We start from the raw sequence: 23,549 nt of genomic DNA on the forward strand, positions 1-23,549 counted from the left end.
GGGCCGACCCGCGGAGGGCCGGGACCCGTCGTACCGCGTGGCCGAGGGCGGCGAGGTACGCACCGCCGTGCCCGGCCCAGCGGCCCGTCCACGGGGCGACGGCCCGGCGGCATCGCCGTGTCGGTGAGCGGACTGACGGACCCGAGGAGGCCGCCGCGCGGGCCGGGCGCGTCCGACCGGGCCGCGCAGGCGTCTTGACCCGGCCCCGCGGCCGGTCGAGGATCGGCTGTCATGACGCCCGGACACGGCAGCACGGTCGACGGGATGCTCCGGCGCAGCGCCCGGCGCACCCCCACGCGCCTCGCGGTGGAGTACGGCGAGCGCCGCTGGACGTACGAGGAACTGGACACCGCCGTCTCCCGCGCGGCGAGCGTCCTGCGCGGCCAGGGACTCTCCCCGGGCGACCGGGTCGCCGCCTACGGTCACAACTCGGACGCCTACGTGATCGCCTTCCTCGCCTGCGCCCGCGCGGGCCTGGTCCACGTGCCGGTCAACCACCACCTCACCGGCGACGACCTCGCCTACGTCGTCGGCCAGTCCGGCAGCACGCTGGTCCTCGCCGACCCCGGCCTGGCCGGCCGCCTCCCCGGCGGTGTACGGACCCTGCCGCTGCGGGACTCCGGCGACGCGCTGCTGGCGCGGCTGGCCACGGCCCCCGCCCACGAGGGCCCGGAACCGGACGCCGAAGACCTGGTCCAGCTGCTGTACACCTCCGGCACCACCGCCCTGCCCAAGGGCGCGATGATGACCCACCGGGCACTGGTCCACGAGTACCTCAGCGCCCTCACCGCCCTCGACCTGCGCGAGGGCGACCGGCCCGCGCACGCGCTGCCGCTGTACCACTCGGCGCAGATGCACGTCTTCCTGCTGCCCTACCTCGCCGTCGGAGCGACGAACGTCATCCTCGACGCACCCGACGGCGACACGGTCTTCGACCTGATCGAGTCCGGCCGCATCGACACTCTCTTCGCGCCGCCCACCGTCTGGATCGGCCTGGCGAACCGGCCCGACTTCGCCACCCGGGACCTCGGCGGGCTGCGCAAGGCGTACTACGGCGCGTCGATCATGCCGGTGCCCGTCCTGGAGCGGCTGCGCGCACGCCTGCCCGGACTCGCCTTCTACAACTGCTTCGGCCAGAGTGAGATCGGCCCCCTCGCCACCGTCCTCGGACCCGGCGAGCACGAGGGCCGGATGGACTCCTGCGGCCGTCCCGTGCTCTTCGTCGAAGCCCGGGTCGTCGGCGAGGACGGCAAGGAGGTCCCCCCGGGCACGCCCGGCGAGATCGTCTACCGCTCTCCGCAACTGTGCGAGGGGTACTGGGACAAGCCCGAGGAGACGGCGGAGGCGTTCCGCGACGGCTGGTTCCACTCCGGCGACCTCGCCGTGCGGGACACCGACGGCTACTACACGATCGTCGACCGCGTGAAGGACGTCATCAACTCCGGCGGCGTCCTGGTCGCCTCGCGGCAGGTCGAGGATGCCCTGTACACACACGAGGCGGTCGCCGAGGCCGCCGTGATCGGCCTGCCCGACGAGCGCTGGATCGAGGCCGTCACGGCGGTCGTCGTCCCGCGCCACGAGGTCACCGAGGCCGAGCTCATCGCCCATGCCCGGGGGCGGCTCGCCGCCTTCAAGGCGCCCAAACGCGTCCTGTTCGTGGACGAGCTGCCGCGCAACGCCAGCGGCAAGATCCTCAAGCGGGAGCTGCGGCGGCGCTTCACGGACGGCTAACGAGACCGCAGGTCCACGATCCGGCGGATCTTGCCCACCGACCGCTCCAGTGTCTCCGGATCGACGATCTCCACCTCGACCGACACCCCGATGCCCTCCTTCACGGCCGCCGCGACGGACCGCGCCGCCGCCTCCCGGACGCGCGGACCGGCATCGGGACGCGCCTCGGCCCGCACGGTGAGGGCGTCCAGCCGGCCCTCCCGGGTCAGGCGCAGCTGGAAGTGGGGCGCGACCCCCGGCGTGCGCAGCACGATCTCCTCGATCTGGGTGGGGAAGAGGTTCACCCCGCGCAGGATCACCATGTCGTCGCTGCGGCCGGTGACCTTCTCCATCCGCCGGAACACCCGCGCCGTGCCCGGCAGCAGACGCGTCAGGTCCCGCGTCCGGTACCGGATCACCGGCATCGCCTCCTTGGTGAGCGAGGTGAACACCAGCTCGCCCTCCTCGCCCTCCGGCAGCACCTCACCGGTGACCGGGTCCACGACCTCGGGGTAGAAGTGGTCCTCCCAGATGTGCGGCCCGTCCTTGGTCTCCACGCACTCCTGCGCCACGCCCGGGCCGATCACCTCGGACAGCCCGTATATGTCCACCGCGTCGATCGCGCACCGCTCCTCGATCTCCCGCCGCATCTCCTCGGTCCACGGCTCCGCCCCGAAGACGCCCACCCGCAGCGAGGTGCCGCGCGGGTCCACGCCCTGCCGCTCGAACTCGTCGAGGAGCGTGAGCATGTAGGAGGGGGTGACCATGATGATGCGCGGGCCGAGGTCCTGGATCAGCCGGATCTGACGGGCCGTCATGCCCCCGGACGCGGGGACGACCGTGCAGCCCAGCCGCTCCGCGCCGTAGTGGGCGCCCAGGCCACCGGTGAACAGCCCGTAGCCGTAGGCCACGTGCACCACGTCCCCGGGGCGCCCGCCGGCCGCCCGGATCGAGCGGGCCACCATGTCCGCCCACACCGACAGATCGCCCTCCGTGTAGCCCACGACCGTGGGCTGCCCGGTGGTGCCGCTGGAGGCGTGGATCCGGCGCACTCGCTCCCGGGGCACCGCAAACATCCCGTACGGGTACTGCTCCCGCAGGTCCGTCTTGACGGTGAACGGGAACCGCGCCAGGTCGGCGAGCGAACGGCAGTCCTCCGGGCGCACCCCGGCCGCGTCGAACGACTCCCGGTAGAACGGCACGTTGTCATAGGCGTGCCGCAGCGACGACCGCAGCCGGGCCAGCTGCAGCTCCCGCAGCGCGCCGGCCTCGAGCCGTTCCCCGGCATCCAGCAGATCCGCCGTCGCATCCGCCATCGGACGCCTCCCTCACCCACCGCTTCATCACGGACGACCGATCATTCGGTCGAGGTGCCGGAGATCAGTAATCCAGCCCGGCGGGCGCGAAGCAAGAGCCCGGAGCGCGTTTTCTCGGCGCGGCGCGGCCCGTCGCGTACCGCCGCGGGCCGCCACCCGCCACCGGGATGCGGCCGCCCGCCTTTACGGGAGGCTCCCCGCCCAGACAGCCGGGCGAGGCGGCGTACGAACCCCTCCGGGCCGTCGGGACGGGGCCGCCCGCCGGACCGAAAGCTCCCCCTCACGTGGCCTGTCGGCGCCCCGGGACGATCGCTAGGCTGGCCGCGGACGACGACTCGGGAGGAGCACCGACGTGGCCGAGAGCATCACCCACCAGCGCCCGCTCACGGGCTGGGACAAGCCGGAACTGGACCTCACCAACGCGCAGTGGCAGTCCGGCAGCCGCGGCCTGGGGGATGTCCAGATCGCCTTCGTCGAGGGCTTCATCGCCATGCGCAACAGCGCCCGCCCGGAGAGCCCCTCCCTGATCTTCACCCCCGCCGAGTGGGGCGCGTTCGTCTCCGGCGCGCGGGAGGGAGAGTTCGACCTCACCTGACGCACCCGGGCCGCGGCCGGCCGGTACGGCCGACCGCCGATCCGGGGGTGTTCTCGCCGATTTTCCGGACACGCGACCGGGAGCACCCTCCACGGGCCGGGGCCTGAGCGACGCTGGGCCGGGAGGGGGAAGGCGTACCCCCGGAGGTGAGGAACCCATGAGCACCCTGCCGGTCATCGCGGCGGTCGACGGGTCGGACGACAGCCTGCGCGCCCTCGACTGGGCTCTCGACGCCGCCCGCAGGCGCCGGGCGCCGCTGCGGGTGGTGCACGTGCGGCAGTACGCCGCCTGGGCCCAGCCCGATGTCCTGGTCGCGGGGCCGCCGGACCCCGGCGACGACCCGGTGCTGGAACGGGCCCGCACCCACCTGCGGGAACGGGCCGGCGACAGCGCCGCGGAGTACGCCGGCACCGACGGCGTGCCCGGTGCCGTACTGCCGGACCTCGGCGCCGAGGCGGAACTGCTGGTGCTCGGCTCCCGGGGCCGCGGCGGCTTCGCCAGTCTGCTGCTCGGCTCCAACAGCCTCGCCGCCGCCCGCGACGCCGAGTGCCCCGTCGTCGTGGTGCCCCGCCCCGGACGGGAGGTGCACGAGGAGGCGCCGCGGGAACCCGGCCCGCGCGTGGTGGCCGGCCTGCACGCGGACAGCCCCGACGACGCCGCCCTCGCCTTCGCCTTCACCGAGGCCGGCCTGCGCGACGCCCGGCTGGAGGTGGTCGCCGCCTACCCGTGGCCCGTGCAGCCCTGGGGAGCCCCCGCCCAGATCGTGCCGCCGGTGATCGACCAGGTCGCCGTGGAGAGCGAGACCCGCAGCCTCGCCGAGGGCTTCCTCGCCCCGCACCGCGAACGCCACCCCGGCGTCCGGACCGAGCTGCACGTGACACCGGGGGACGCCGCCGGCCGGCTCGTCGCCGCCTCCAAGGACGCCGAACTGGTCGTCGTGGGCCGCCACCGGCGGCGCCTGCTGGCACCCGCCCGCATGATGGGCTCCGTCGCCCAGGCCGTCCTGCTGCACGCGGCGAGCCCGGTCGCCGTGGTGCCGCCGGCACCGCCGGAGGACTGAGACGGCAGAGGACACCGTCACCGGTGGCCGCCGCCCGGCGCCGCGAGGGGCCGGGCGCGCGCCGCGATCGGGCGCCGCCCGCACGCCACGGGGCGGGTCCGGGCACGTACCATGGCGGCATGTCGTTCCTCCGCCGCCGCAGCGCCACACCCGCCGGGCCCGACTTCGACGTACTGGCCATGGACCCGGGCGACTGGCCCGGCAATCTGGGCGCCGGGCTGCTGCCCGCCCCCGACGGCAGCTGCCAGGGTGTCTTCCTGCGGTACGACCTGTTCGGCGGCCGCGGTCCCGCCATGATCATCGGCAATCTGCCGGAGGGCTCCCCGGCCCGCGACCTCCCCGAGGGGCAGGTCCCCTTCGAGGTGGCCCAGCTGCTGCTGGCCCTGGAGAACGACGAGGAGGTGACCGTCGTCGGCACCGAGGACGTGCCGGTGATGCAGGGCGACAACCTGCTGATCGTGCGTCGCCTGAAGCTCTCCGAGGGCCGGATCTCCTGCGTGCAGTTCGACCGCAGCGACAACGTCCTGGTGACCATCGCCGCCTGGGACCGCCCCATCACCGACGACTTGTACGCCCTGCTGAAGCCGCTCCCGGCGGAGCTTTTCCAGCAGGGCTGAGACCGGCCCCCCCTACGCGCCCGAGGGAACGACTCGTACGTCGGCGGCCCGCACGAACGCGACCCGGTGGCCGAACTGGATCTGGTAGTACAGGTCCTCGCCGATCACCGTCCGGTGGGCGTCGGGGGTGAAGGTGACCGCGTAGTAGTACTCGCCGGGCACCTCGTCCCCGACGACGTACCTCTGCCCCTCGGGCAGCCTGTACGGCAGTGGCGTCACCGCCTGGGCGGGCACGTCCGCCGGGTAGGCCGCCTTCTCCGGGTAGGCCCGCCCGTAGACCGGGACGCTCTCCAGGCCCGCCCGAGGCGTCACCGTCCGGCCCGCCGCGGGCACCGCCACCGGGTGCTTCGCCGGGTTGCGGAACCATGCCTTCTGGCCCAGGTACCAGATCGCCGTCCAGTCCCCCCACCGGTCGGCGACCGCGTACTGCTGGCCGGTCGACACCCGCGAGGACAGATCGTTCACCCCGGTCGTCGGGGCCGTGCCCAGGCCGGCGTCCCTGATGAGCGGGGCCTTGACGTCATGGTCCGCGTACAGCCGTACCGCGCTGGAGCCGTGCGACGCGCACGGCTCGCCCCGGACCGCGCAGCCGGTGTACTCGGGGCGGTTGCGGGCGTAGTCGGGGCGGATCGTCACCAGGTCCGCGTGCCTGCCCGCGCCGGGCTCGAACGGACGGCCCAGCAGCCGGAAGTAGTGCCGCCAGTCCCAGTACGGGCCCGGGTCGGTGTGCATGCCCGGTATCGTCCCGGCGGTCGGGCCGGGCACGTTGTCATGGCCCAGGATGTGCTGCCGGTCCAGCGGGATGCCGTACTTCCTGGCCAGGTACTTCACCAGCCGGGCCGAGGAGCGGTACATCGCCTCGGTGTACCAGGCGTCCGGCTCCGCCAGGAAACCCTCGTGTTCCAGGCCGATGGAGTGGGCGTTGACGTACCAGTTGCCCGCGTGCCAGGCCACGTCCTCGGCCTTCACATGCTGGGCTATGTGCCCGTCGGTGGACCGCAGCGTGTAGTGCCACGACACGTAGGTGGGGTCCCGCACCATGTTCAGCACGCCGTCCCAGGCGCCCTCGGTGTCGTGGACGACGATGTACCGGATGGACGGGGAGACGGGCCGCTCGGCCAGGTCGTGGTTGCCGTAGTCGCCATCCCCGAACTCCTCGTACGGTGCCGGTATCCACTCGCAGGACACCGTCCTCGGGCACTCGGTGCCGGCGGCGGAGGGGGCGCGCAGGCCCGCGCCCGCGAGCTGGGCGGTGTCCGGTGCCAGGTCCGGCCGGGCCGGCAGCTCGACCCGCTGACCGGCGTCCGTGGTGCGCCGCTCGCCCGCGCGGATCACCTCGTACACGTCGTCGGCGTACGCCGCCGCCGTCGCCGAGTCGTCGGCGCCCGAGAACCGGGCCACCGCCCCGTACCAGTGCGCCGGGTCCGCGCTCGGCGGCTCGCCCAGCTCCCGCTGGGCGGCGGCGAGCAGCGCGGCCCCGCCCGCCACGTTGGCGGCCGGGTCGGTCCGCAGCGCCTCGGCGCTGAGCCCGGTCAGCTCCGCCGCTTTCAGCAGGGTCCCCAGCCGGGCCGGCAGGGCGTCGGCGTCCGGCGCGGAGGGCCGCGGGTGCAGCGGGGCGCGGGCGTCGTCGCCGCGCGGATCCTCGGTGCCGTCGTTGTGATGTGACGTTTCTGCAAGCGCGGTGCGGGCGTCGGTGAGGTGCATCGGGCCGTAGCCGCCGGTCACGCTCGGGGCACCGCCGTGCGCGTCCCAGCGGGACTGGAGGTAGGAGACGCCCAGCAGCACGCTCTGCGGTACGCGGTACTCGGCGGCCGCCGCGGCGAAGGCCCGCTGGAGGCGGCCGTCCTCGGCGGGACGGGCGCCGGACGGGGCCGCGGCCAGCAACGGCGGCAGCAGCAGGGCCGCGGCGGCCACGGCGCGGGCCGCGCGGCGCGGATGTCTGAGGGCGGGGGCGGAGCCGGCGTCGGCGACGGGACCTCGCAATGCGGCCTCCTGGGACGGTCGGGCGTGGCGGGGTGTGCGGGCCGGGCTGGGTCAGTGGTACCGGCGGCCCGGCGATCCGTCAATCACGCCTGTGCTCGGGAGGTTTCCCGTGCGGGCGGGGAAAGGGGCGGGTTTCGCGGCGGGGCGCCCTCGGGCCTGCGGGGCGTCGATGGCGTACACCGGTGGTTCCGGCCCGGGCCCTGACACACGAAAGTCCGCGGTGCGCCCCTGTCCGGCCGGGCGCATCGCGGACCCTCGCGTCCCCGTCAGCGAGTGCCGACCGCCGCGCGCACGGCCCTCCGGGCCAGCTGGCAGTCGTCGTGCAGCCGCCGCAGCAGCAGCCGCTGTTCCTCGCCGGTCGGCGCAGCACCCGGGTGGGCCGTGCCCGGTGCCGCCGGGGTCGTGCCGTGCATCGAACGCTGCACGGCGGTCTCGTAGGTGCGGATCTCGCGGGTCAGGACGAGCATCAGGTTCACCAGGAAGGCATCACGCGAGGCGGGGCCCGCCGACTGCGCGATCTGGCTGATGTGCCGCCGGGCCAGCGGCGCGTCCCCGAGCACCGACCACAGCGTCGCCAGGTCGTAGCCCGGCAGGTACCACCCCGCGTGCTCCCAGTCCACCAGCACTGGACCGGCCGGTGACAGGAGGATGTTCGACAGAAGAGCGTCGCCGTGGCAGAACTGGCCCATGCCCTGGCGCCCGGCCGCGTGGGCGATGCCGTGCAGCAGCTTCTGCAAGTCGCCCAGGTCCCGGTCGGTGAGCAGCCCCAGCTCGTGATACCGGGAGATCCGCGCCGCGTAGTCCAGCGGGGCGTCGAACGTGCCCGCCGGGGGGCGCCAGCTGTTCAGCCGGCAGATGGCTCCGAGTGCCGCCTTGATGTCCGCCCGCTGCGGCGCCTGTGCCGGGTGCCGCTGGAGCGCCGCCGCCCGCCCCGGCATCCGCTCGATGACGAGGGTGCCGTGGTCCGGGTCCGCCGCGATCAGCCTCGGAACCCGGACCGGCGGGCGGTGCCGGACGAAGGAGCGGTAGGCCGCTATTTCGTGGCGGATCCGCTCCGCCCAGGCGGGGGAGTGGTCCAATAAACACTTGGCGACGGCCGTGCTGCGTCCGGTCGTACCGACCAGCAGCACATACCGTCCGCTGCGGCGCAGCACCTGCACCGGGGAGAACTCCGGGCAGATCCGGTGCACCGCGGCGATCGCCGTCCGCAGCTGAGCGCCCTGAGGGCCGGACAAGTCGATTCTCCCGCTGAGCGGTTGGGTGCCGGGCCCCGTGGCGCGCAGCCTGCCCGTCCCGAGGACCGGGGCCGCCGGGCGCGCGGGGGCGAGATAGGGTCCGCCGCCCGCCGGGCGGTGCAGCGGCCGGGGCGGGGCGGACACGGAGGACGATGCTGCGTACATGGGCGAGACAGATCCCTTCGTGTGCCTGCTGTGCCTGCCTGAACGTCGCACACCCGGCCCGGCCGCCGCAGAAGCACCCTGGGGAATGCCCCTGCGGCGGCCGGGTCGGGGTGGCGCTTTCCTACCTGACACCCGAACAGCCCTGGCACACCATCTGGCGCACCCTGGCGAACCCTGGCGAATAGTCGCCCGGCAACTTTGCCGGGGCTACTGTCAAGTCAGCCGAGAACCTGGGGGCTTGATGTGAGCGGACAACCCAACACCCGGCTCGCGGACCTGTTCGGCCTGGCCGGCTGGTCCAAGGGCGAGCTCGCGCGGCTGGTCAACCGGCAGGCGACGGCCATGGGCCACCCGCAGCTGGCGACCGACACCTCGCGGGTCCGGCGCTGGATCGACATGGGGGAGATACCCCGTGATCCGGTGCCGCGAGTGCTGGCGGCTCTGTTCACCGAGCGTCTCGGCCGTGTCGTGACCATCGAGGACCTCGGTCTGGTACGGCACGGGCGCGCGGGGAAACGGCAGGGCGGCGGGAGCGAGCATCCCGACGGAGTGCCGTGGGCGCCCGAACGGACCGCCGAGGTTCTCACCGAATTCACGGGAATGGACCTCATGCTCAACCGACGCGGCTTGGTGGGCGCGGGCGCCGCGCTCACCGCGGGTTCCGCACTCACCCCGGGATCCGCACTCGGCAGTGCCATGCACGACTGGCTGCGCACCGATCCGGCCCTGGCTGCCGACGCTCCCGACCTCTACGACCCTCTGCACGCCGCCGACCCCGCTGGGTACGACCGCTACGAGGCCGCCCCCATCGGATCACAGGAGATCGAGGAACTGGAGAGCTCGGTCGAGGTGTTCCGCGCCTGGGACGCCGCCCGCGGCGGCGGTCTCCAGCGCAAGGCGGTGGTGGGCCAGCTCAATGAGGTGGGCGGCATGCTCGCCTACCGGCATCCACCCCATCTCCAGCGGCGCCTGTGGGGTGTCGCCGCCAACCTCGCCGTCCTCGCCGGGTGGATGTCGCACGACGTCGGCCTGGAGCCCACGGCGCAGAAGTACTTCGTCATCGCCGCGCACGCCGCGCGGGAGGGCGGCGACCGGCCCCGCGCCGGTGAGGCGCTGTCCCGGGCCGCCCGGCAGATGGTGCACCTGGGCCGGCCCGACGACGCCCTGCACCTGATGAAGCTCGCCCAGTCCGGCTCCGGCGACCAGCTGCTGCCCCGCACCCGGGCGATGTTCCACACCATCGAGGCCTGGGCGCAGGCATCCATGGGCAAGGGGCAGGCGATGCGCCGCACCCTGGGACGGGCGGAGGACCTCTTCGCCTCCGACAGGAACGACACGGAGCCGCCGGACTGGATGCAGACCTTCCGGGACGAGGACCTGTACGGCATGCAGGCGCTCGCCTACCGCACGCTGGCGGAGTTCGAGCCGGGCGCGGCCGTGCACGCCCAGTACTACGCGGAGAAGGCGCTGGCCCTGCGGGTCGACGGACGGGAGCGGTCGAAGATCTTCGACCATCTGTCGATGGCTTCCGCCTGTTTCATCGCCGACGATCCCGAACAGGCGGACCGCTACGCGCGCCTCGCCCTGATGTCGATGGGTTCCAACTCCTCGCGCCGCACCTGGGACCGGCTGCGCCAGATGTACCGCCTCACCGCCGAGTACGCCGACTACCCGAGAATCCAGGAGCTGCGAGAGGAGATCAAGCTGGCGCTGCCCAAGGAGAGGGGGCGGGGCGGCCGGAGCGCACCGGCCTAGGCAATGGCGCGCCCGGCCGGCCTACGGCATGACCCTGGCGACGAGCAGGTGGGCGCCCACCGTGGGTCCAAGGCCGCCGTACCGGTCCACGACCGTCCGCAGCCCCTCCTGCGCGGTGCGGGCGGTGGCGAGGTGCGGGGCCAGGGCGAGGAGCGGGTCGGCGGCGGCGCCGCCGCCGTGCCGCGGCCCCGGTCCCGCGGTGTGGAGCAGCAGCACATCGCCCGCTTGCAGGGTTTCCCCGGCCTGCCTCGACGCGGTGGTGGGCGCGAGCAGCCTGCGCCCCGTCCCGGCACGGAACAGCAGCGGTGCGAGGTGGCCCGTGCGTGCCCACTCGAGGGTGCGGGTCTCGGGCCGGTAGCGGCAGCACACCGCGCCGGTCAGGGCGGCCGGTGGGGCGGCGGCGCCGAGCAGCCGGTCCAGCAGGGTCAGCAGTTCGGCCGGCGGGGCGCCCGCCAGGGCCATGCCGCGCAGGGCGCCGAGCAGCGTCGCCGTGCCCTCGCCGGCGCCGGACCAGGCCAGGTCGCCGGCCCCGAGCAGGGTCTCGCCGCCGGGGAGGGGGAGGGCGTCGCACCACGCACCGTCCGGCGCGCCCGCCGGCGACGGTAAGCAGCCGACGGCGACCTCCACGTCCCGGCCGCCCCGGCGCGGGAGCCGCAGGGAGCCGTGCCGGAGCGGCCCGGCCTCCTGCGGCTCGACCGCGGCCCGGTACCCGGACCGCGTCCGCCGCCCGTCGTGCCGGAGCGAGTCACGGGTCTCGCTCACCACACGCAGGCCGCGGCGCAGCTCGCTGACGTCCCGCAGCACCGCCCACATCGACGCGGTGCCGCCGTCGGCGTCGAGCACGGGCTCGCCCCTCATGTGCACGGTCCGTACGGCTCCGTCGGGGTGTACGACGCGGAACTCCCCGTCGATCGGCCGTCCGTCGACGAGGCAGTCCGTGACCATCGCGGTCAGCGTCGGCCGGTCTTCGGTGAGCACCAGCGAGGGCAGCTCGTCGAGGGTGAGCGGGGCAGTGGACGGGTCGCGTCCGAGGATCCGGTACAGCTCCCCCGACCACTCGGCCGCATCGGTCAGCAGGTTCCATTCGGCGCTGCCGACCCGGCCGAGCGGGGATCCGGGGGCAGACCGGGCCGGTGCGCGCAAGGTGTCCCGGGCGGCCGGCGGTGCGGGCAGCGGTCCGTCCCGCAACTGTGCCAAGTGCTCGTCGAGGTCGTCGAGCTGGTGCAGCGCGAGGTCGTACAGGGCGCGCTGCCAGCGTCCCCGGAGTCCCGGTTCCCTGTGCCGCGTGTCGCGCCGGACGGCGTCCACGTCGCCCTTGAGCCGCCGCGCCTGCGAGATCAGCGCCTCGACCGCGCCGCGCCCGGGCGGCTGGGCGGACGGGCGGTCCGCGAAGAGGGAGGACGGCATGACGGACTCCGTTGAGCAGACGGGACGACCGAGGCGTGACCCAGGGGGCGGAGGGACCTTTACGACTGTTGCACAGCCCGCCACCGCCTGTAAGGGATTTGGCAACACACGATACGGTGGTGCTTCTGGCATATGCCACCGTCTTCGCGGACCGATCCCCCACGGGCGGATCGCGCGCTGTGATGGTCGTTCAAGCCGTAGCCGCCGTACGAGACTCGCCCCAGTCGGCGAGTCGAGCACGGAGTCGTCCAGACGTTCGCCGGACCTCTGTTCCCGCGCTGCGGCCGGCGGCTCGCGGGGGCGGTCTTGGCCCTCGGTGAGTTCCGAGGCACTACCGGGCCCGGGGTGTGCCGTCCCATCGCCATGCGGTCAGGCGAGGGCGCCCCCGCAGCTCGCCCCGTCCGGTCGCCCACAGCAGGGTGGGCCAGGGATCCGTGGAGGACGGTGCCCGCGGAAACAGCCGGGCGAGCACTCGCGCGCACAGATCATCGGGGGGACTCCATTCGAGGCCGAGCCCTTGTGCCAGGTCATGCGTGTGCACCAGGGTCTCCACGATCCCCATCGCGGCGAAGCCCTCGGGGTCCGAGACGCCGAAGACGTGGTGAGCGCGGGTCTGCGGTGGTGCCGTGCGCACCATGGCGACCAGCAGCGCGCCGCACGCTTCCAGGACCTGCACCAGGCCGGCGGGTCCCGCCGCGCGGCTGGCGTGAACCGCGTTCGCCGGACCGCCGGGCCGCCGGCTCTCCCACACGAAGGGCACCTCGCCGTCCAGGGGAGGCGTCCTCGGGCCGAGTTGCGCGGCGTAGGCGAAGAGATCGTCGCTGAGGTGCTCGACGGTCTCCCAGCAGTCCCATTCCAGCGCGCCGGCCTTCCGTCGCCACGCGGCCTGAGGGGCCTCGCGCAGGGCGGCCACGGCGAGTCGCACGGCGAGGTCGAGGTCGTCGGCGGTGACGGGGGACTGGGAGGGGCCGATCTCGGCTGGTGCGGACATGGCAGGACCGTACCGCCATCGGAGGGAGTCGCGCCCTCGCATCGATCACCGGCCCCCGACCCGGCAGAGGTTCGCGGTCACGGCACGGATTTCCGCGCCGTGGTCCTACCGGGCGGGACCGGTCCCGGGGCGCGGGGCGAGCTCGACGGTGACCCGGGCACCGCTCTCCAGGGAGCGGACGCCGGCCTCGGCGACCACGGCGGCCGCGTACCCGTCCCAGGTGCCGGGCCCGGTGACGCGGCCCCGGCGGGAGGCGTCGACCCAGGACTGCACCTCGCGGTCGTAGGCGTCGGCGAACCGCACGAGATAGTCCCGCGCCACCTCCTCGCAGGCGCCGCCCGCCGCCGTCACCACCATCGTGTGCGCGTCCCCGATCCGGGCGCTGCCCGCCTCGCAGACCGCCTCGCACCGAACCTGGTAACCGACACCGCAGTTGACGAAGACCTCCACGTCGACCAGCGCGCCCCGCTCGGTCTCGAACAACGCGAACTGCGGGTCGGCGAGCCCCTCGGGCGCGCCCGCGGAGGGCCGGGGCCGCAGCACGGTCACCGCGGTCAGCTCCTGCCCGAGCAGCCAGCGGGCCGCGTCGATCTCGTGCGACACCGAGCTCTCGATCAGCATGGCGGAGGTGAAATCCGGCGGGGAGGAGACGTTGCGGTGGGTGCAGTGCAGCATCAGCGGGCGGCCCAGGCGCCCACTGTCGAGCAGGGACTTCAGCCGCCGGTACTCGGTGTCGTAGCGCCGCATGAAACCGATCTGCGCCAGCCGCCGGCCCAGCCGCGCCTCCGCCTCCACCACGCGCAGCGCGCCTTCGGAGCCGGGCACCATCGGTTTCTCGCACAGCACCGGCAGCCCTCGCGCGAAGGCGCCGAGCAGGGCCTCCTCGTGGGCGGGGCCGGGGGAGGCGATCAGGACGGCCTCGACACCGGGAGCGTCGAGCGCGGCCTCGGTGTCCGTGTGCACGAAGACGCCGTCGATGCCGGCCACCGCTTCCTTCGCCCGCTCGGCATCGGGATCGGCGACCGCGGCGACCCTGGCTCCGCTCACCACCCGGTCGAGCCGCCGTACGTGGTCGGCTCCCATGTGCCCCGCCCCCACAACGGCGACGCCCAGCACTTCCGCCATACTCCATGGCCCCTTTCGCCTGGCGCCTGACCGGTCGGACGGGCCCACGACGACCAGGATTCCATGGTCGTCAAGGGGCGGCCCCGCGCGCCCACGCTGCCGGCACGGGCCGTACGGCCCGCCGAGCCGGCCCGTGTGAAGAGGGCTGCACGGGATGTTGAAGGAGTTTTTGCCGATGGCCGGTCTCTGACGGTGAACGCCGTACATGTCGCGGAGTCAAGGTATCGCGACTGCAAAGTACGACCAAAAGTCGCAGGGTGGGGATGACGGGCGCGTTACGTCCATATTGACGTCACACACTCGCATGTCGCACGCTCACCGAGATAGGTGTTACATACAACCGGGTTGGCCGGTTTTCGGTCGCGGCTGCGAAAACGCGGGGCGACGACGGAACCCGCCGGGCCGGAGCCAGGGAGGTAGAGCATGTGCGGCATCACCGGCTGGGTCTCCTTCGGCCGCGACCTGCGCTCCGAGGCCGCGACCTTGGACGCGATGACCGAGACGATGGCCTGCCGGGGCCCGGACGATCGCGGCATCTGGAGCGAGGGCCCGGCGGCTCTCGGTCACCGCAGGCTCGCGATCATCGACCTGCCCGGCGGCCGTCAGCCGATGACGGCCGCCACCCCGAACGGCACCGTGGCGATCGTCTACTCCGGAGAGGCGTACAACTTCACCGAGCTGCGCCGTGAACTGACCGGCCGGGGTCACCACTTCACCACCGACTCCGACACCGAGGTCGTCCTGCGCGGCTACCTGGAATGGGGTGACACGGTCGCCGAACGCCTGAACGGCATGTACGCCTTCGCGGTCTGGGACGGCCGGGCGGACAAGCTCGTCATGATCCGCGACCGCATGGGCATCAAGCCGTTCTACTACCACCCGACCGCCGACGGCGTGCTGTTCGGTTCCGAACCGAAGGCGATCCTCGCCAACCCGCTGGCGCGGTGCCGGGTGCGGCTGGACGGGCTGCGCGAACTGTTCAGCCTGATCAAGACGCCCGGCCACGCCGTCTGGGACGGTATGCACGAGGTCGAACCGGGCACCGTCGTCACCGTCGACCGCTCCGGGATGCGCCACCGGGTCTACTGGGAGCTGGACACCCGGCCGCACACCGACGACCGCGACGCCACGATCGCCCGGGTCCGTTCGCTCCTCGACGACATCGTGCGCCGCCAGCTCGTCGCCGACGTGCCCCGCTGCACGCTGCTCTCTGGCGGCCTGGACTCCTCCGCCATGACCGCGCTCGCCGCCCGGCAGCTCGCCGAGCACGGCGAGAAGGTCCGCAGCTTCGCCGTCGACTTCGCCGGCCAGGCCGAGAACTTCGTCGCCGACGAACTGCGCGGCACCCCCGACACGCCCTTCGTCCACGACGTGGCCCGCTCCGCCGGCACCGACCACCAGGACATCGTCCTGGACGCCCAGGCCCTCGCCGACCCCGAGGTCCGGGCGAAGGTGCTGCGGGCCCGCGACCTGCCCGTCGGCTTCGGCGACTTGGACACCTCGCTGTACCTGCTCTTCCGGGCCATCCGCGAGCACTCCACCGTCGCCCTGTCCGGCGAGTCCGCCGACGAGGTCTTCGGCGGATACCTCCAGTTCTTCGACGAGGAGGCCCGCAGCGCCGACACCTTCCCCTGGCTGCCGCGGCTCGGCCGCCACCTCGGCGACGACGTCGGCGTCCTGCGCCCCGACCTGGCCAAGGCCCTGGACCTCGCGGCGTACGTCGCCGACGGCTACCGCACCGCCGTCGCGGGCATCCGGCGCCTGGACGGCGAGAGCGACTTCGAGTACCGGATGCGGCGGATCTGCCACCTGCACCTGACCCGGTTCGTACGGATCCTGCTCGACCGCAAGGACCGCGCGAGCATGGCCGTGGGCCTGGAGGTCCGGGTCCCGTTCTGCGACCACCGGCTCGTCGAGTACGTCTACAACACGCCCTGGGCTCTGAAGTCCTTCGACGGCCGGGAGAAGAGCCTGCTCAGGGAGGCGACCGCGGACCTGCTGCCCAAGTCCGTCTACGACAGGGTCAAGAGCCCCTATCCGTCCACGCAGGACCCCGAGTACGCAGCCGCGCTCAAGGACCAGGTCAGGGACTTGCTCGCCCGGCCCGGCCACCCGGTCTTCGACCTCGTCGACCCCGAGCGCCTCCGGCAGGCCGCCCACCGCGACGCGCCCCTGAACACGCAGGCGGCCCGGCGCGGCCTGGAACGCGCCCTCGACCTGGCGCAGTGGATCGACCTCTACAAGCCGGAGATCTCGCTCGGCTGACGGGCCCGGCCCCGAGCCCGGCCGGTGCGGCGCGGGTGCGCGCCGCACCGGGAAGGGAGAGGGGGATGTCGGCTCATGCCCCCTTCAGGCTTCCTACGGGGCGCCGTGCCGCCCGCCCGCCTCATTCACCGGTGCTTCCCACGCCGTCGTCCTCGGAGCCGCACGAGCTGCCGGTGGGCGGCAGGGAGCCGAACAGCAGGAAGGCGTCGACCTTGCGGTGCACGCACTTGGAGGACGCGTACCCGGTGTGGCCCTCGCCGCGGTTGTCGAGCACCACGGCCGCGTCGCCGAGCCGTTCGGCCGTCTCCACCGTCCACCGGTACGGCGTCGCCGGGTCGCCGCGCGTGCCGACGAGCAGCATCTTCGGCGTGTCGACGTCCTTGACCTTCTCGCGGATGAAATCGGTGCCCTTGGGGCGGCCGTAGCACATCAGCACCTGGGTGAGCCGGTACCGGCCGAAGACCGGTGAGGCCTTCTGGTACGCGGCCCGCAGCCGCCCGAGCGAGCGGGTGACCTGCGCGGCGGTCGGCCGGTCCGGGTCGTCCGCGCAGTTGATCGCCGTCAGCGCGGCGGGCAGGTTGTCGAGGGGCACGTCCTCCTCGTCGACGAGACCGCCGTCGGTGTCGCGGGTGCGGCCCTCCTGCCGGACGGGGAACGCGACACCGCCGGAGAGGAAGCCCTCCAGGGCGCGTGTGTCGCCGTCCTCGACCAGCTGCGCGAGAGCTCGTTGCAGCAGGGGCCACATCTCCCTGCTGTACAGGGCCTGCCCGATCGCGCCCACCAGGTCCTGCCCGGTGAACCTGTCGCCGAAGGCCGTGGGCACGGGGTCGTCGTCGAGCGAGGCGACCAGCTGCGCGACCTGCTCCCGCGCGTCCCGCGCGTCCTGGCCGAACGGGCAGGCGATGTCCTCCGTGCACCAGTCGATGAAGTTCTCCAGCGCCCTCTGCTGCCCCTGCGCGCCGGCCAGGGCCTGCACCGGCAGCGGCTCCGTCAGTGTGTCCACGCCGTCCAGCACCATTCGCCCGACCCTGCCGGGGAACTGGGCCGCGTAGACCGCGCCGAGCCGGGTTCCGTAGGAGAAGCCCAGGTAGTTGAGCTTGTCGTCACCGAGTGCCTGGCGTATCACGTCCATGTCCCGTGAGGCGTTGACGGTGCCTATGTGGGGCAGGACGGGGCCCGAGTGCCGCGCGCACTTGGCCACGGCGTTCCGCAGTCGCCGCAGCACCTCCCGCGTGTCACCGTCCTCCCCGTCCCCGTCCGTCGCCTCCAGGATCTCGACGGAGCCCTCACCGCAGGAGACCGGCGAGGACCTGCCGACGCCCCGGGGATCGAAGGCCACCACGTCATAGCCGTTGGTCAGGTGCAGAAAGTCCTTGCCGCCGGAGGCGAGTTCGCTGACGCCGGAACCACCCGGGCCGCCGAAGTTCAGCAGGACCGACCCCCTCGAATCACCGGTGGCCTCGTAGCGGGCCAGGGCCAGGTCGAGGGTCCCCGCCTCGGGGCGGGCGTAGTCGAGGGGGACGGTGACCTTCCCGCACCGCAGGTCCTTCGGCGCGTCCGTGCCCTCGCACGCCGACCACCGGACCTTCTGGTCGTAGAACCGGGACAGGCCCGGCTCGGTGCCGTCCCGGGCCACGGCGGGCAGGCCCGCGCCCAGCAGGGCCAGCCCGAGCGTGCCGGTGACCGCGCAGCGCCGGACCGAGGAGCGGGTCGACAGCTTGGCCAGCATCGATGCCTCCAGGGGCGCCCCGTCGCGGACCGGAGAGCGGCGCCTTGGGCTCACCATAGACGGCCCCCGGAAACCACGCCTCCGGACGAACGGGACGGTGCCGAGTGCCTTACCCTGTCCCGCCGCGCCGCGTCCGGCGTGGTGACCGTGACGCTCCCGGCGTGCGCCGGGTGACGCACGCCGCCCCGCCGCGGCCCGGGGTGTCCCTGGCCGAGACGGGCGCGGTCCGCGTCCCGCCCGTCCTGCCCGGCGGGGCCGCGCTCGTCCCGGGCGGAGCCGCGCCGGGCCGGCGGTTCCGCCCGGGCGGACGGGTGACACGGACCGGCCGCAGACGTCACGGCGCCGGTGCGGGCCGGGGCGGACGGGACCAGCCGGCGTCAGCCCCGGCCGGCGTGGTAGCGGCGGTGCAAGGCGTGGACCTCCTCGGCCAGTTCGGGTACCGGGCCCTCCACGGCGACGCCCGGCGCGATCTCCCGGACCGGCAGCGTCCGCACCGGCGGAGCGGGCACCCCCAGCTCCGCGAGCCACGCGGAAAGCTGCTCCGAGGAAGCGACGTACACGATGCGCCCGAGACCCACCCAGGCGTGCGCGGCCGCGCACATCGGGCAGTGCTCGCCCGAGGTGTACATGGTCGCGGCCGCCCGCTCCGCGGGCTTCAGGTGGGCGGCGGCCCAGCGGGCCAGCTCGAGCTCGGGGTGCCGTGTGTGGTCACCGGACGACACCCGGTTGCGGTCCTCGGCGAGCACCGTGCCGTCCGCGCCGGCCAGGACCGAACCGAACGGCTCGTCCCCCGCCTCCAGTGCCTGGGCCGCCAGTTCGACGCAGCGGCGCAGCAGCGGCAGTTCGGTGTCCTTCACGACCATGGCGTTCGGTCCTTTCCAGCGAGGTGGTTCTCCGCGGCGGAAGACTACGCCTGGGGCCGCACGGGATGTCCCGTCGGCAGGTGCCCCGCGCTCCGCGCGCACGCGAGAGGGCCCTCCCGGCGGGCGGAACGGGGGCGTGGGCGGACCGTTCGGGGCGCGGCCGGGGGTGATCACTAGGGTGTGACGCCGTGCGGGTCCCACACGCCGCGGCACGGCCGCGGCCACGGAGTGCGGAGTCGCGATGCCCCCGCGGATGAGGCTGTCGGCGATCACCCTGGACTGCGCCGATCCGCTGGCGCCGGCCGAGTTCTACCGGCGGGCCACCGGGCCGCGGCCGCACCCCGCCTCGGACGTCGACTTCGCCGGCCTGACGGGCGAGGAGGGGCTCTTCCCCGGATTCCAGCGCGGTCGGCGGCCACCGGCCCCGACCTGGCCCGGCGGGATGGTGCCGCAGCAGATCCACCTGGACTTCGAGGCCACGACCTCGACGAGGCCGAGGCCCGGCTCGTGGAACCGGGAGCCACGAAGCCGGGGCACCAGCCCGGCGAGGGCGGATGGCGGGTGCTCATCGACCCGGTCGGGCACCCGTTCCGCCTGACCGGAGGCTGACGCCCGGGACGACGGCGGGCGGCCCGCCCGCCGTCGTCCCGGCGGGTGGGCCACCCGTGGCGATCCTCTGGCCCCGGGGGGGGGCTCCTCACCCCGTTCGGGTGGGCTCAGCGGCGCGCGCGTGCCCGGTCCAGCGCGGCCACGCCGAGCGCGGCGAGGCCGATCTGGACGAGCCACTCGATCCAGTCCACGCCGCGGGTGTCGGCGACGTCGAACGCGGCGGCGATCGCGGACCCGATCAGCGCCGCCACGATGCCGACGGCGATGGTCCACAGAACGCCGATGCGCTGGCGGCCCGGGACCACGAGTCGGCCCAGGATGCCGATGACTATGCCGATCACGATGGCGCTGACGATTCCGTCGATCTCCATCTCCGCCCCTTCTCGTCGCGAACCCCCGCAGCACTCCGTGTGCCCCCCGGCGGCGCGGACACTCCGGAAGACGCCGCCCCGTCCCGCCGGGGGCGGCGGGACGGGGCGGCGGAGCGGAGTCACGGACGTGACGTTGACGTGTGATCAGGCAGGTGGTGTCCCGGCTGTGACGGGCACGCGGCGCGGAACACACGCGCAGGCCGGTCCGGTCGGACCGGGCCGGCCTGCGCGTGTTCCTTTCCTGACGGGGCCCGCCGGTGTGACCGCGTCCCGCGGCCTGCCGGGGCCGTCCCCCTATGGCTTGCGGACGCTCTTCGCCGCTGTAGCGGCGCACACGGCTCCGAGGATGATCGCGAGGGCACCGATCACGATGTTGTTCCACACGACGCCGGCGTCCGGATCGTTGCCGACGATCCACGGCGAGATGATCATCCAGACGCCCATCGCGCACATGGCCCAGCTCAGGCCGTACATGCGCTCCGGGGCCCTGGTGAACCCGAGGGCCAGCAGGCTTATCGCGATGCCCATGATCAGGTTGTGCGCCACGAGCGCCGGCTGGCTCGTCGTGAAGTGGAGTATCCACGGGGACACGGCACAGTACAGACCGAGCAGGAACACCGGTCCGTCCACGAGCGCCACATCGCGACCGCCGAGCACGCGGTCGTAGCGTGCCCGCATCTCCGAGGCGTCGGGGTGGCTGGTGATGTCACCTCTGGTGTGCGAGACGTTGGCCATGAGTCGTCTCCTTCTGGCTGTCAGGGCCGACCGCGTCCGGTGCGGTATGCGGTTCGCGCCGCCTAGTCCATACTGCTCTTATTTTTCCTTTATGTGTAGTGCTGGGGTGATTCGGTGCCGGGCTGGGGGCCGACCGCCCGCCGTGGGCCCGCGGAGAGGGTGTCGGCGATCTCCCGCCGGGTGACGCCGCGATCCGGCCGGTGAGGGCGCCGGGCTCCGGACGGAAGCCGTCGCGCGTGCCGCACCCTCAGGGTCCACCGGAGAGGGCGGCGCCGGTGGTGGTGCCCGGCGGTGCCGGGCGCGGGCGTCGAGGTGTGCGTCCTTCCGTGACGTTTCCGCTCTCCGCGTGACGAGGGCCGGGGGCGGCCGCCCGGGCAGGTGGCCGTCCGGGAGGACGGGGTGTCAGTCGCGGGGCGGTGCCGGGCAGGCGGGGCCGTCCGTCTGATGTGGCGTCAGCCATTCAGGCTCCCGCCTTGCGGGCACGGCGGTCTGCCGGTGACGGTGTGTCAGTCACGTGCGCGTCCTCTTGGGAGCGGGCCGGTGCCTCGACCAGGTCGACGATGGCGACATCGCCGTCGACCAGCTCCACGACGACGCCATCCCGCCGGATGACGAGCCGGCCGCCTCCCGCTCACACGCCGGACGGTCTCGGCCGCCGTCCGTCGGCGGCCAGGACGCCTCTTCGGAACTCCCGGCATCCTGCCGCCGGAACCCCCGCCGGGCCCGACATGTCCGGCTCAATCCCGGGCAGGCGGTTCGTACGCAAGACGTCGTGGGAGTCGATGGCCGATCCAGGAGGTGTCTGCCGCTATGGGCGCGAAGGTGTTGGAGCGGTTTCCTGCGGGAGCTCCGCGCGGATCGTGGCCGGCGGAGGAGTACGCGGCGGCGCGGCGCGCGGAGGGTGAGCCCGCGACCGTCGTCATGGACCTGAAGTCGGACGCGTTTCTCGTGGTCGTCCCCAGCCGCGACGACGACTGACGCGTGCCGCCGGGGACGGTGGCCGGAGTGTTCCCGCCGGTGACGTGACACCGGCGGGAAGGCGGCAGCCCGCCGTCACGGCGGAGGGGCGGCGGCCGGCGAGACCAGGCGGGCCCGCCGGACCGGCGCCGTCTGCCCCCGCACCAGCGGGACCATGCCTTCCCGGGCGAGCCGCCGGGCCGGACCGCCGAGACTCACCGCACGGCCGCCCCCGGCCACGATCGCCTGGTCGTCGCCACGCGCGTCAGGTCGTCGCCGACGCGTCAGGAGCACCGCGTCGTCCAGCCCCAGCCCGGTGTACCGCGGCGGCGGGACGCAGTGCCGGAGACATCGCGGAAATTATTTGGGTACCTGAAATGTTGGCCCATACATCTGACTGTTTCCGGCAAGATCCGCGGGCCGTCCCGCCCGCGCGCACCACCCCAGCGAGGCACCGTGAACCACCCCGCCCCCGAGCAGCCCGCCGCCGTCGTGGCCCGGCTGCGCGCCGCCTTCCGCGCCGGCCGCACCCAGCCCGTCGAGTGGCGCACGGCCCAGTTGCGCCGCCTGCGCGAGATGCTCACCGACAACGGCCCGGAGCTGGCCGCCGCCCTCCACGCCGACCTGGGCAAGAGCGCCGCCGAGGCCCACCGGACGGAGATCGGCTTCACCGTCCGCGAGATCGACCACACCCTCGGCCACCTCACCGAGTGGCTGCGCCCCGAGCCGGCCCCGGTGCCGGAGCACCTCGGCGCCGACGCGCGCGCCTGGACGCAGTACGACCCGCTCGGCGTCGTTCTCGTCATCGCGCCCTGGAACTACCCGGCCCAGCTTCTGCTCGCTCCGATGGTCGGCGCGCTGGCCGCGGGCAACGCGGTGGTCGCCAAGCCGAGCGAGCTGGCCCCCGCCACCTCCGCCGCCCTCGCCCGGCTGCTGCCCGCCTACCTGGACACCGACGCCGTCGCCGTCGTCGAAGGCGGCGTCCCGGAGACCACGGCACTGCTCGCCGAGCGCTTCGACCACGTCTTCTACACCGGCAACGGCACCGTCGGCCGCATCGTCATGCGCGCCGCCGCGGAGCACCTCACCCCGGTCACCCTCGAACTGGGCGGCAAGTCCCCGGCGTTCGTCGACCGCGGCACCGACCTCGGCGTGGTCGCCGACCGGCTGGTGCGCGGCAAGTTCCTCAACGCCGGCCAGACCTGCGTCGCTCCCGACTACGTCCTGACCGATCCGGAGACCGCCGCCGCACTGGAACCCGCGCTCGCCCGTGCCGTCGAGGCGGTCTACGGCCCCGACCCGGCGGCTTCGCCCGCCTACAGCCGTATCGTCAACGAGCGTCACTTCGACCGGCTCGTCGGGCTGCTGGGCTCCGGCCGGGTGGTCGTGGGCGGCGGCAGCGACCGTACGGCGAAGTACATCGCCCCCACGGTGCTCGCCGACGTCGACCCCGAGGCGCCGGTGATGCGAGAGGAGATCTTCGGTCCTCTCCTGCCGATCGTCACGGTCGCCGGACCGGACGAGGCGATCGCCTTCGTCAACGACCGGGACAAGCCCCTGGCCCTGTACGTCTTCAGCGAGTCCGGCGAGACGCGGGCGCGGTTCGCCGCCGAGACCTCCTCCGGCGGCCTCGGGTACGGCCTGCCGCTCGCCCATCTCACCGTCTCCGACCTGCCCTTCGGCGGCGTTGGCGAGAGCGGCATGGGCAGCTACCACGGCCGCTACTCGATCGAGACGTTCAGCCACCGCAAGGCGGTGCTGGACAAGCCGCTGAGCTGACGCCCGGCCGCCGCCGCTGAGATCGCGGCCGGTGGGGTTGGCGAGCCGGGTGGACAGCCACAGGCACTCCCCGTGCCACACGAACCACAGCGCGACCAGGCGGGGCAGTCCGTCCGCGTCCGCCGTGGCCACCCAGATGTCCGTCTCCCGTTCCAGCCGGGCCAGTACGTCCTGCTTGCGCCGCTCGGGGCCGCGCGGCGGAGCCGTGATCCTCATGCGCGGGGACGCTAGCGGACGCCCGGCCGCCGCGCCTCCGCCCACGGCCGCAGGACCACCGGCCTA

19 protein-coding genes and 3 pseudogenes are annotated in these 23,549 nt (G+C 73.8%); 9 read left to right on the forward strand and 13 right to left on the reverse strand.

Annotation, left to right across the window (positions count from 1 at the left end; translation table 11 throughout):
- Positions 1 to 231: 231 nt before the first annotated feature.
- Positions 232 to 1,731, forward strand: a complete 1,500-nt coding sequence (locus AB0L74_RS24425) for an acyl-CoA synthetase (protein WP_365656153.1) — start codon at positions 232 to 234, stop codon at positions 1,729 to 1,731.
- Here AB0L74_RS24425 and paaK read toward each other — a convergent pair.
- Positions 1,728 to 3,026, reverse strand: a complete 1,299-nt coding sequence (paaK, locus tag AB0L74_RS24430) for a phenylacetate--CoA ligase PaaK (RefSeq protein ID WP_365656155.1) — start codon at positions 3,024 to 3,026, stop codon at positions 1,728 to 1,730. The two genes, AB0L74_RS24425 and paaK, sit on opposite strands and share 4 nt — an antisense overlap.
- A 352-nt stretch (positions 3,027 to 3,378) precedes the next feature.
- On the opposite strand from paaK, the gene AB0L74_RS24435 reads away from it, so the two are divergent.
- From AB0L74_RS24435 to AB0L74_RS24445, 3 genes are all read left to right on the forward strand, one after another.
- Positions 3,379 to 3,621, forward strand: a complete 243-nt coding sequence (locus AB0L74_RS24435; protein ID WP_365656157.1) for a DUF397 domain-containing protein — start codon at positions 3,379 to 3,381, stop codon at positions 3,619 to 3,621.
- A gap of 157 nt (positions 3,622 to 3,778) precedes the next feature.
- Positions 3,779 to 4,681: a universal stress protein gene (locus AB0L74_RS24440; protein WP_365656160.1), complete on the forward strand. Its 903-nt coding sequence runs from the start codon at positions 3,779 to 3,781 to the stop codon at positions 4,679 to 4,681.
- A 119-nt stretch (positions 4,682 to 4,800) separates the two neighbouring features.
- Positions 4,801 to 5,298: a hypothetical protein gene (locus AB0L74_RS24445; protein WP_029387129.1), complete on the forward strand. Its 498-nt coding sequence runs from the start codon at positions 4,801 to 4,803 to the stop codon at positions 5,296 to 5,298.
- Positions 5,299 to 5,310: 12 nt separating this feature from the next.
- Here the strand turns inward: AB0L74_RS24445 and AB0L74_RS24450 are convergent, their stop codons facing one another.
- Together AB0L74_RS24450 and AB0L74_RS24455 are read right to left on the reverse strand one after the other, a co-directional pair.
- Positions 5,311 to 7,212, reverse strand: coding sequence for an N-acetylmuramoyl-L-alanine amidase (locus tag AB0L74_RS24450; protein ID WP_365656360.1), 1,902 nt, complete (start codon positions 7,210 to 7,212; stop codon positions 5,311 to 5,313).
- Positions 7,213 to 7,547: 335 nt separating this feature from the next.
- Positions 7,548 to 8,681 carry an aminoglycoside phosphotransferase family protein gene (locus AB0L74_RS24455; protein ID WP_365656164.1) on the reverse strand — a complete coding sequence of 378 codons (1,134 nt, stop codon included), beginning with the start codon at positions 8,679 to 8,681 and terminating at the stop codon, positions 7,548 to 7,550.
- Positions 8,682 to 8,924: 243 nt separating this feature from the next.
- On the opposite strand from AB0L74_RS24455, the gene AB0L74_RS24460 reads away from it, so the two are divergent.
- Positions 8,925 to 10,436, forward strand: a complete 1,512-nt coding sequence (locus AB0L74_RS24460) for a hypothetical protein (protein WP_365656167.1) — start codon at positions 8,925 to 8,927, stop codon at positions 10,434 to 10,436.
- Between the two features lie 21 nt (positions 10,437 to 10,457).
- Here AB0L74_RS24460 and AB0L74_RS24465 read toward each other — a convergent pair whose 3' ends face one another.
- The 3 genes from AB0L74_RS24465 to AB0L74_RS24475 form a co-directional block, all read right to left on the reverse strand.
- On the reverse strand, positions 10,458 to 11,843 hold the full coding sequence (locus AB0L74_RS24465) for a SpoIIE family protein phosphatase (protein ID WP_365656170.1): 1,386 nt from the start codon (positions 11,841 to 11,843) through the stop codon (positions 10,458 to 10,460).
- Positions 11,844 to 12,174: 331 nt separating this feature from the next.
- The gene (locus AB0L74_RS24470; RefSeq protein WP_365656173.1) at positions 12,175 to 12,834 is read right to left on the reverse strand and encodes a maleylpyruvate isomerase N-terminal domain-containing protein; all 660 of its coding nucleotides are present in this window, start codon (positions 12,832 to 12,834) and stop codon (positions 12,175 to 12,177) included.
- Positions 12,835 to 12,939: 105 nt separating this feature from the next.
- Positions 12,940 to 13,959 (reverse strand): Gfo/Idh/MocA family oxidoreductase, encoded by a 1,020-nt coding sequence (locus AB0L74_RS24475; RefSeq protein WP_365656176.1) that lies wholly within the window; start codon positions 13,957 to 13,959, stop codon positions 12,940 to 12,942.
- Positions 13,960 to 14,382: 423 nt separating this feature from the next.
- Here AB0L74_RS24475 and asnB point away from each other — a divergent pair, with 423 nt between their 5' ends.
- The gene (asnB, locus tag AB0L74_RS24480; RefSeq protein ID WP_365656179.1) at positions 14,383 to 16,224 is read left to right on the forward strand and encodes an asparagine synthase (glutamine-hydrolyzing); all 1,842 of its coding nucleotides are present in this window, start codon (positions 14,383 to 14,385) and stop codon (positions 16,222 to 16,224) included.
- A gap of 121 nt (positions 16,225 to 16,345) precedes the next feature.
- On the opposite strand, the gene AB0L74_RS24485 is transcribed toward asnB, so the two are convergent.
- Both AB0L74_RS24485 and AB0L74_RS24490 read right to left on the reverse strand, forming a co-directional pair.
- Positions 16,346 to 17,953 (reverse strand): alpha/beta hydrolase, encoded by a 1,608-nt coding sequence (locus AB0L74_RS24485; RefSeq protein WP_365656184.1) that lies wholly within the window; start codon positions 17,951 to 17,953, stop codon positions 16,346 to 16,348.
- Between the two features lie 377 nt (positions 17,954 to 18,330).
- Positions 18,331 to 18,816: a nucleoside deaminase gene (locus AB0L74_RS24490; RefSeq protein WP_365656187.1), complete on the reverse strand. Its 486-nt coding sequence runs from the start codon at positions 18,814 to 18,816 to the stop codon at positions 18,331 to 18,333.
- 241 nt (positions 18,817 to 19,057) lie between these two features.
- On the opposite strand from AB0L74_RS24490, the pseudogene AB0L74_RS24495 reads away from it, so the two are divergent.
- A pseudogene (locus AB0L74_RS24495) lies at positions 19,058 to 19,425 on the forward strand (VOC family protein).
- A gap of 107 nt (positions 19,426 to 19,532) precedes the next feature.
- On the opposite strand, the gene AB0L74_RS24500 reads toward AB0L74_RS24495, so the two are convergent.
- The 3 genes from AB0L74_RS24500 to AB0L74_RS24510 all read right to left on the reverse strand — a co-directional run bounded on the left by AB0L74_RS24500 (position 19,533) and on the right by AB0L74_RS24510 (position 21,120).
- Positions 19,533 to 19,796, reverse strand: a complete 264-nt coding sequence (locus AB0L74_RS24500) for a GlsB/YeaQ/YmgE family stress response membrane protein (RefSeq protein WP_365656189.1) — start codon at positions 19,794 to 19,796, stop codon at positions 19,533 to 19,535.
- A gap of 294 nt (positions 19,797 to 20,090) precedes the next feature.
- Positions 20,091 to 20,531 (reverse strand): SPW repeat protein, encoded by a 441-nt coding sequence (locus AB0L74_RS24505; protein ID WP_365656192.1) that lies wholly within the window; start codon positions 20,529 to 20,531, stop codon positions 20,091 to 20,093.
- Between the two features lie 460 nt (positions 20,532 to 20,991).
- On the reverse strand, positions 20,992 to 21,120 hold the full coding sequence (locus tag AB0L74_RS24510) for a hypothetical protein (protein ID WP_365656195.1): 129 nt from the start codon (positions 21,118 to 21,120) through the stop codon (positions 20,992 to 20,994).
- 221 nt (positions 21,121 to 21,341) lie between these two features.
- Here AB0L74_RS24510 and AB0L74_RS24515 point away from each other — a divergent pair, with 221 nt between their 5' ends.
- Complete coding sequence (locus tag AB0L74_RS24515; RefSeq protein WP_205616081.1) at positions 21,342 to 21,509, forward strand: hypothetical protein; 168 nt, start codon at positions 21,342 to 21,344, stop codon at positions 21,507 to 21,509.
- Positions 21,510 to 21,584: 75 nt separating this feature from the next.
- Here the strand turns inward: AB0L74_RS24515 and AB0L74_RS24520 are convergent.
- Positions 21,585 to 21,734: pseudogene (locus AB0L74_RS24520) on the reverse strand (acyl-CoA dehydrogenase); the annotation flags it as partial.
- A 210-nt stretch (positions 21,735 to 21,944) separates the two neighbouring features.
- On the opposite strand from AB0L74_RS24520, the gene AB0L74_RS24525 reads away from it, so the two are divergent.
- Positions 21,945 to 23,267 (forward strand): aldehyde dehydrogenase family protein, encoded by a 1,323-nt coding sequence (locus AB0L74_RS24525; RefSeq protein WP_365656198.1) that lies wholly within the window; start codon positions 21,945 to 21,947, stop codon positions 23,265 to 23,267.
- 3 nt (positions 23,268 to 23,270) lie between these two features.
- Here AB0L74_RS24525 and AB0L74_RS24530 read toward each other — a convergent pair.
- Positions 23,271 to 23,483: pseudogene (locus tag AB0L74_RS24530) on the reverse strand (pyridoxamine 5'-phosphate oxidase family protein); the annotation flags it as partial.
- Positions 23,484 to 23,549 lie beyond the last annotated feature (66 nt).

The organism is Streptomyces sp. NPDC052020, from assembly GCF_040680575.1.
Classification (GTDB): Bacteria; Actinomycetota; Actinomycetes; order Streptomycetales; family Streptomycetaceae; genus Streptomyces.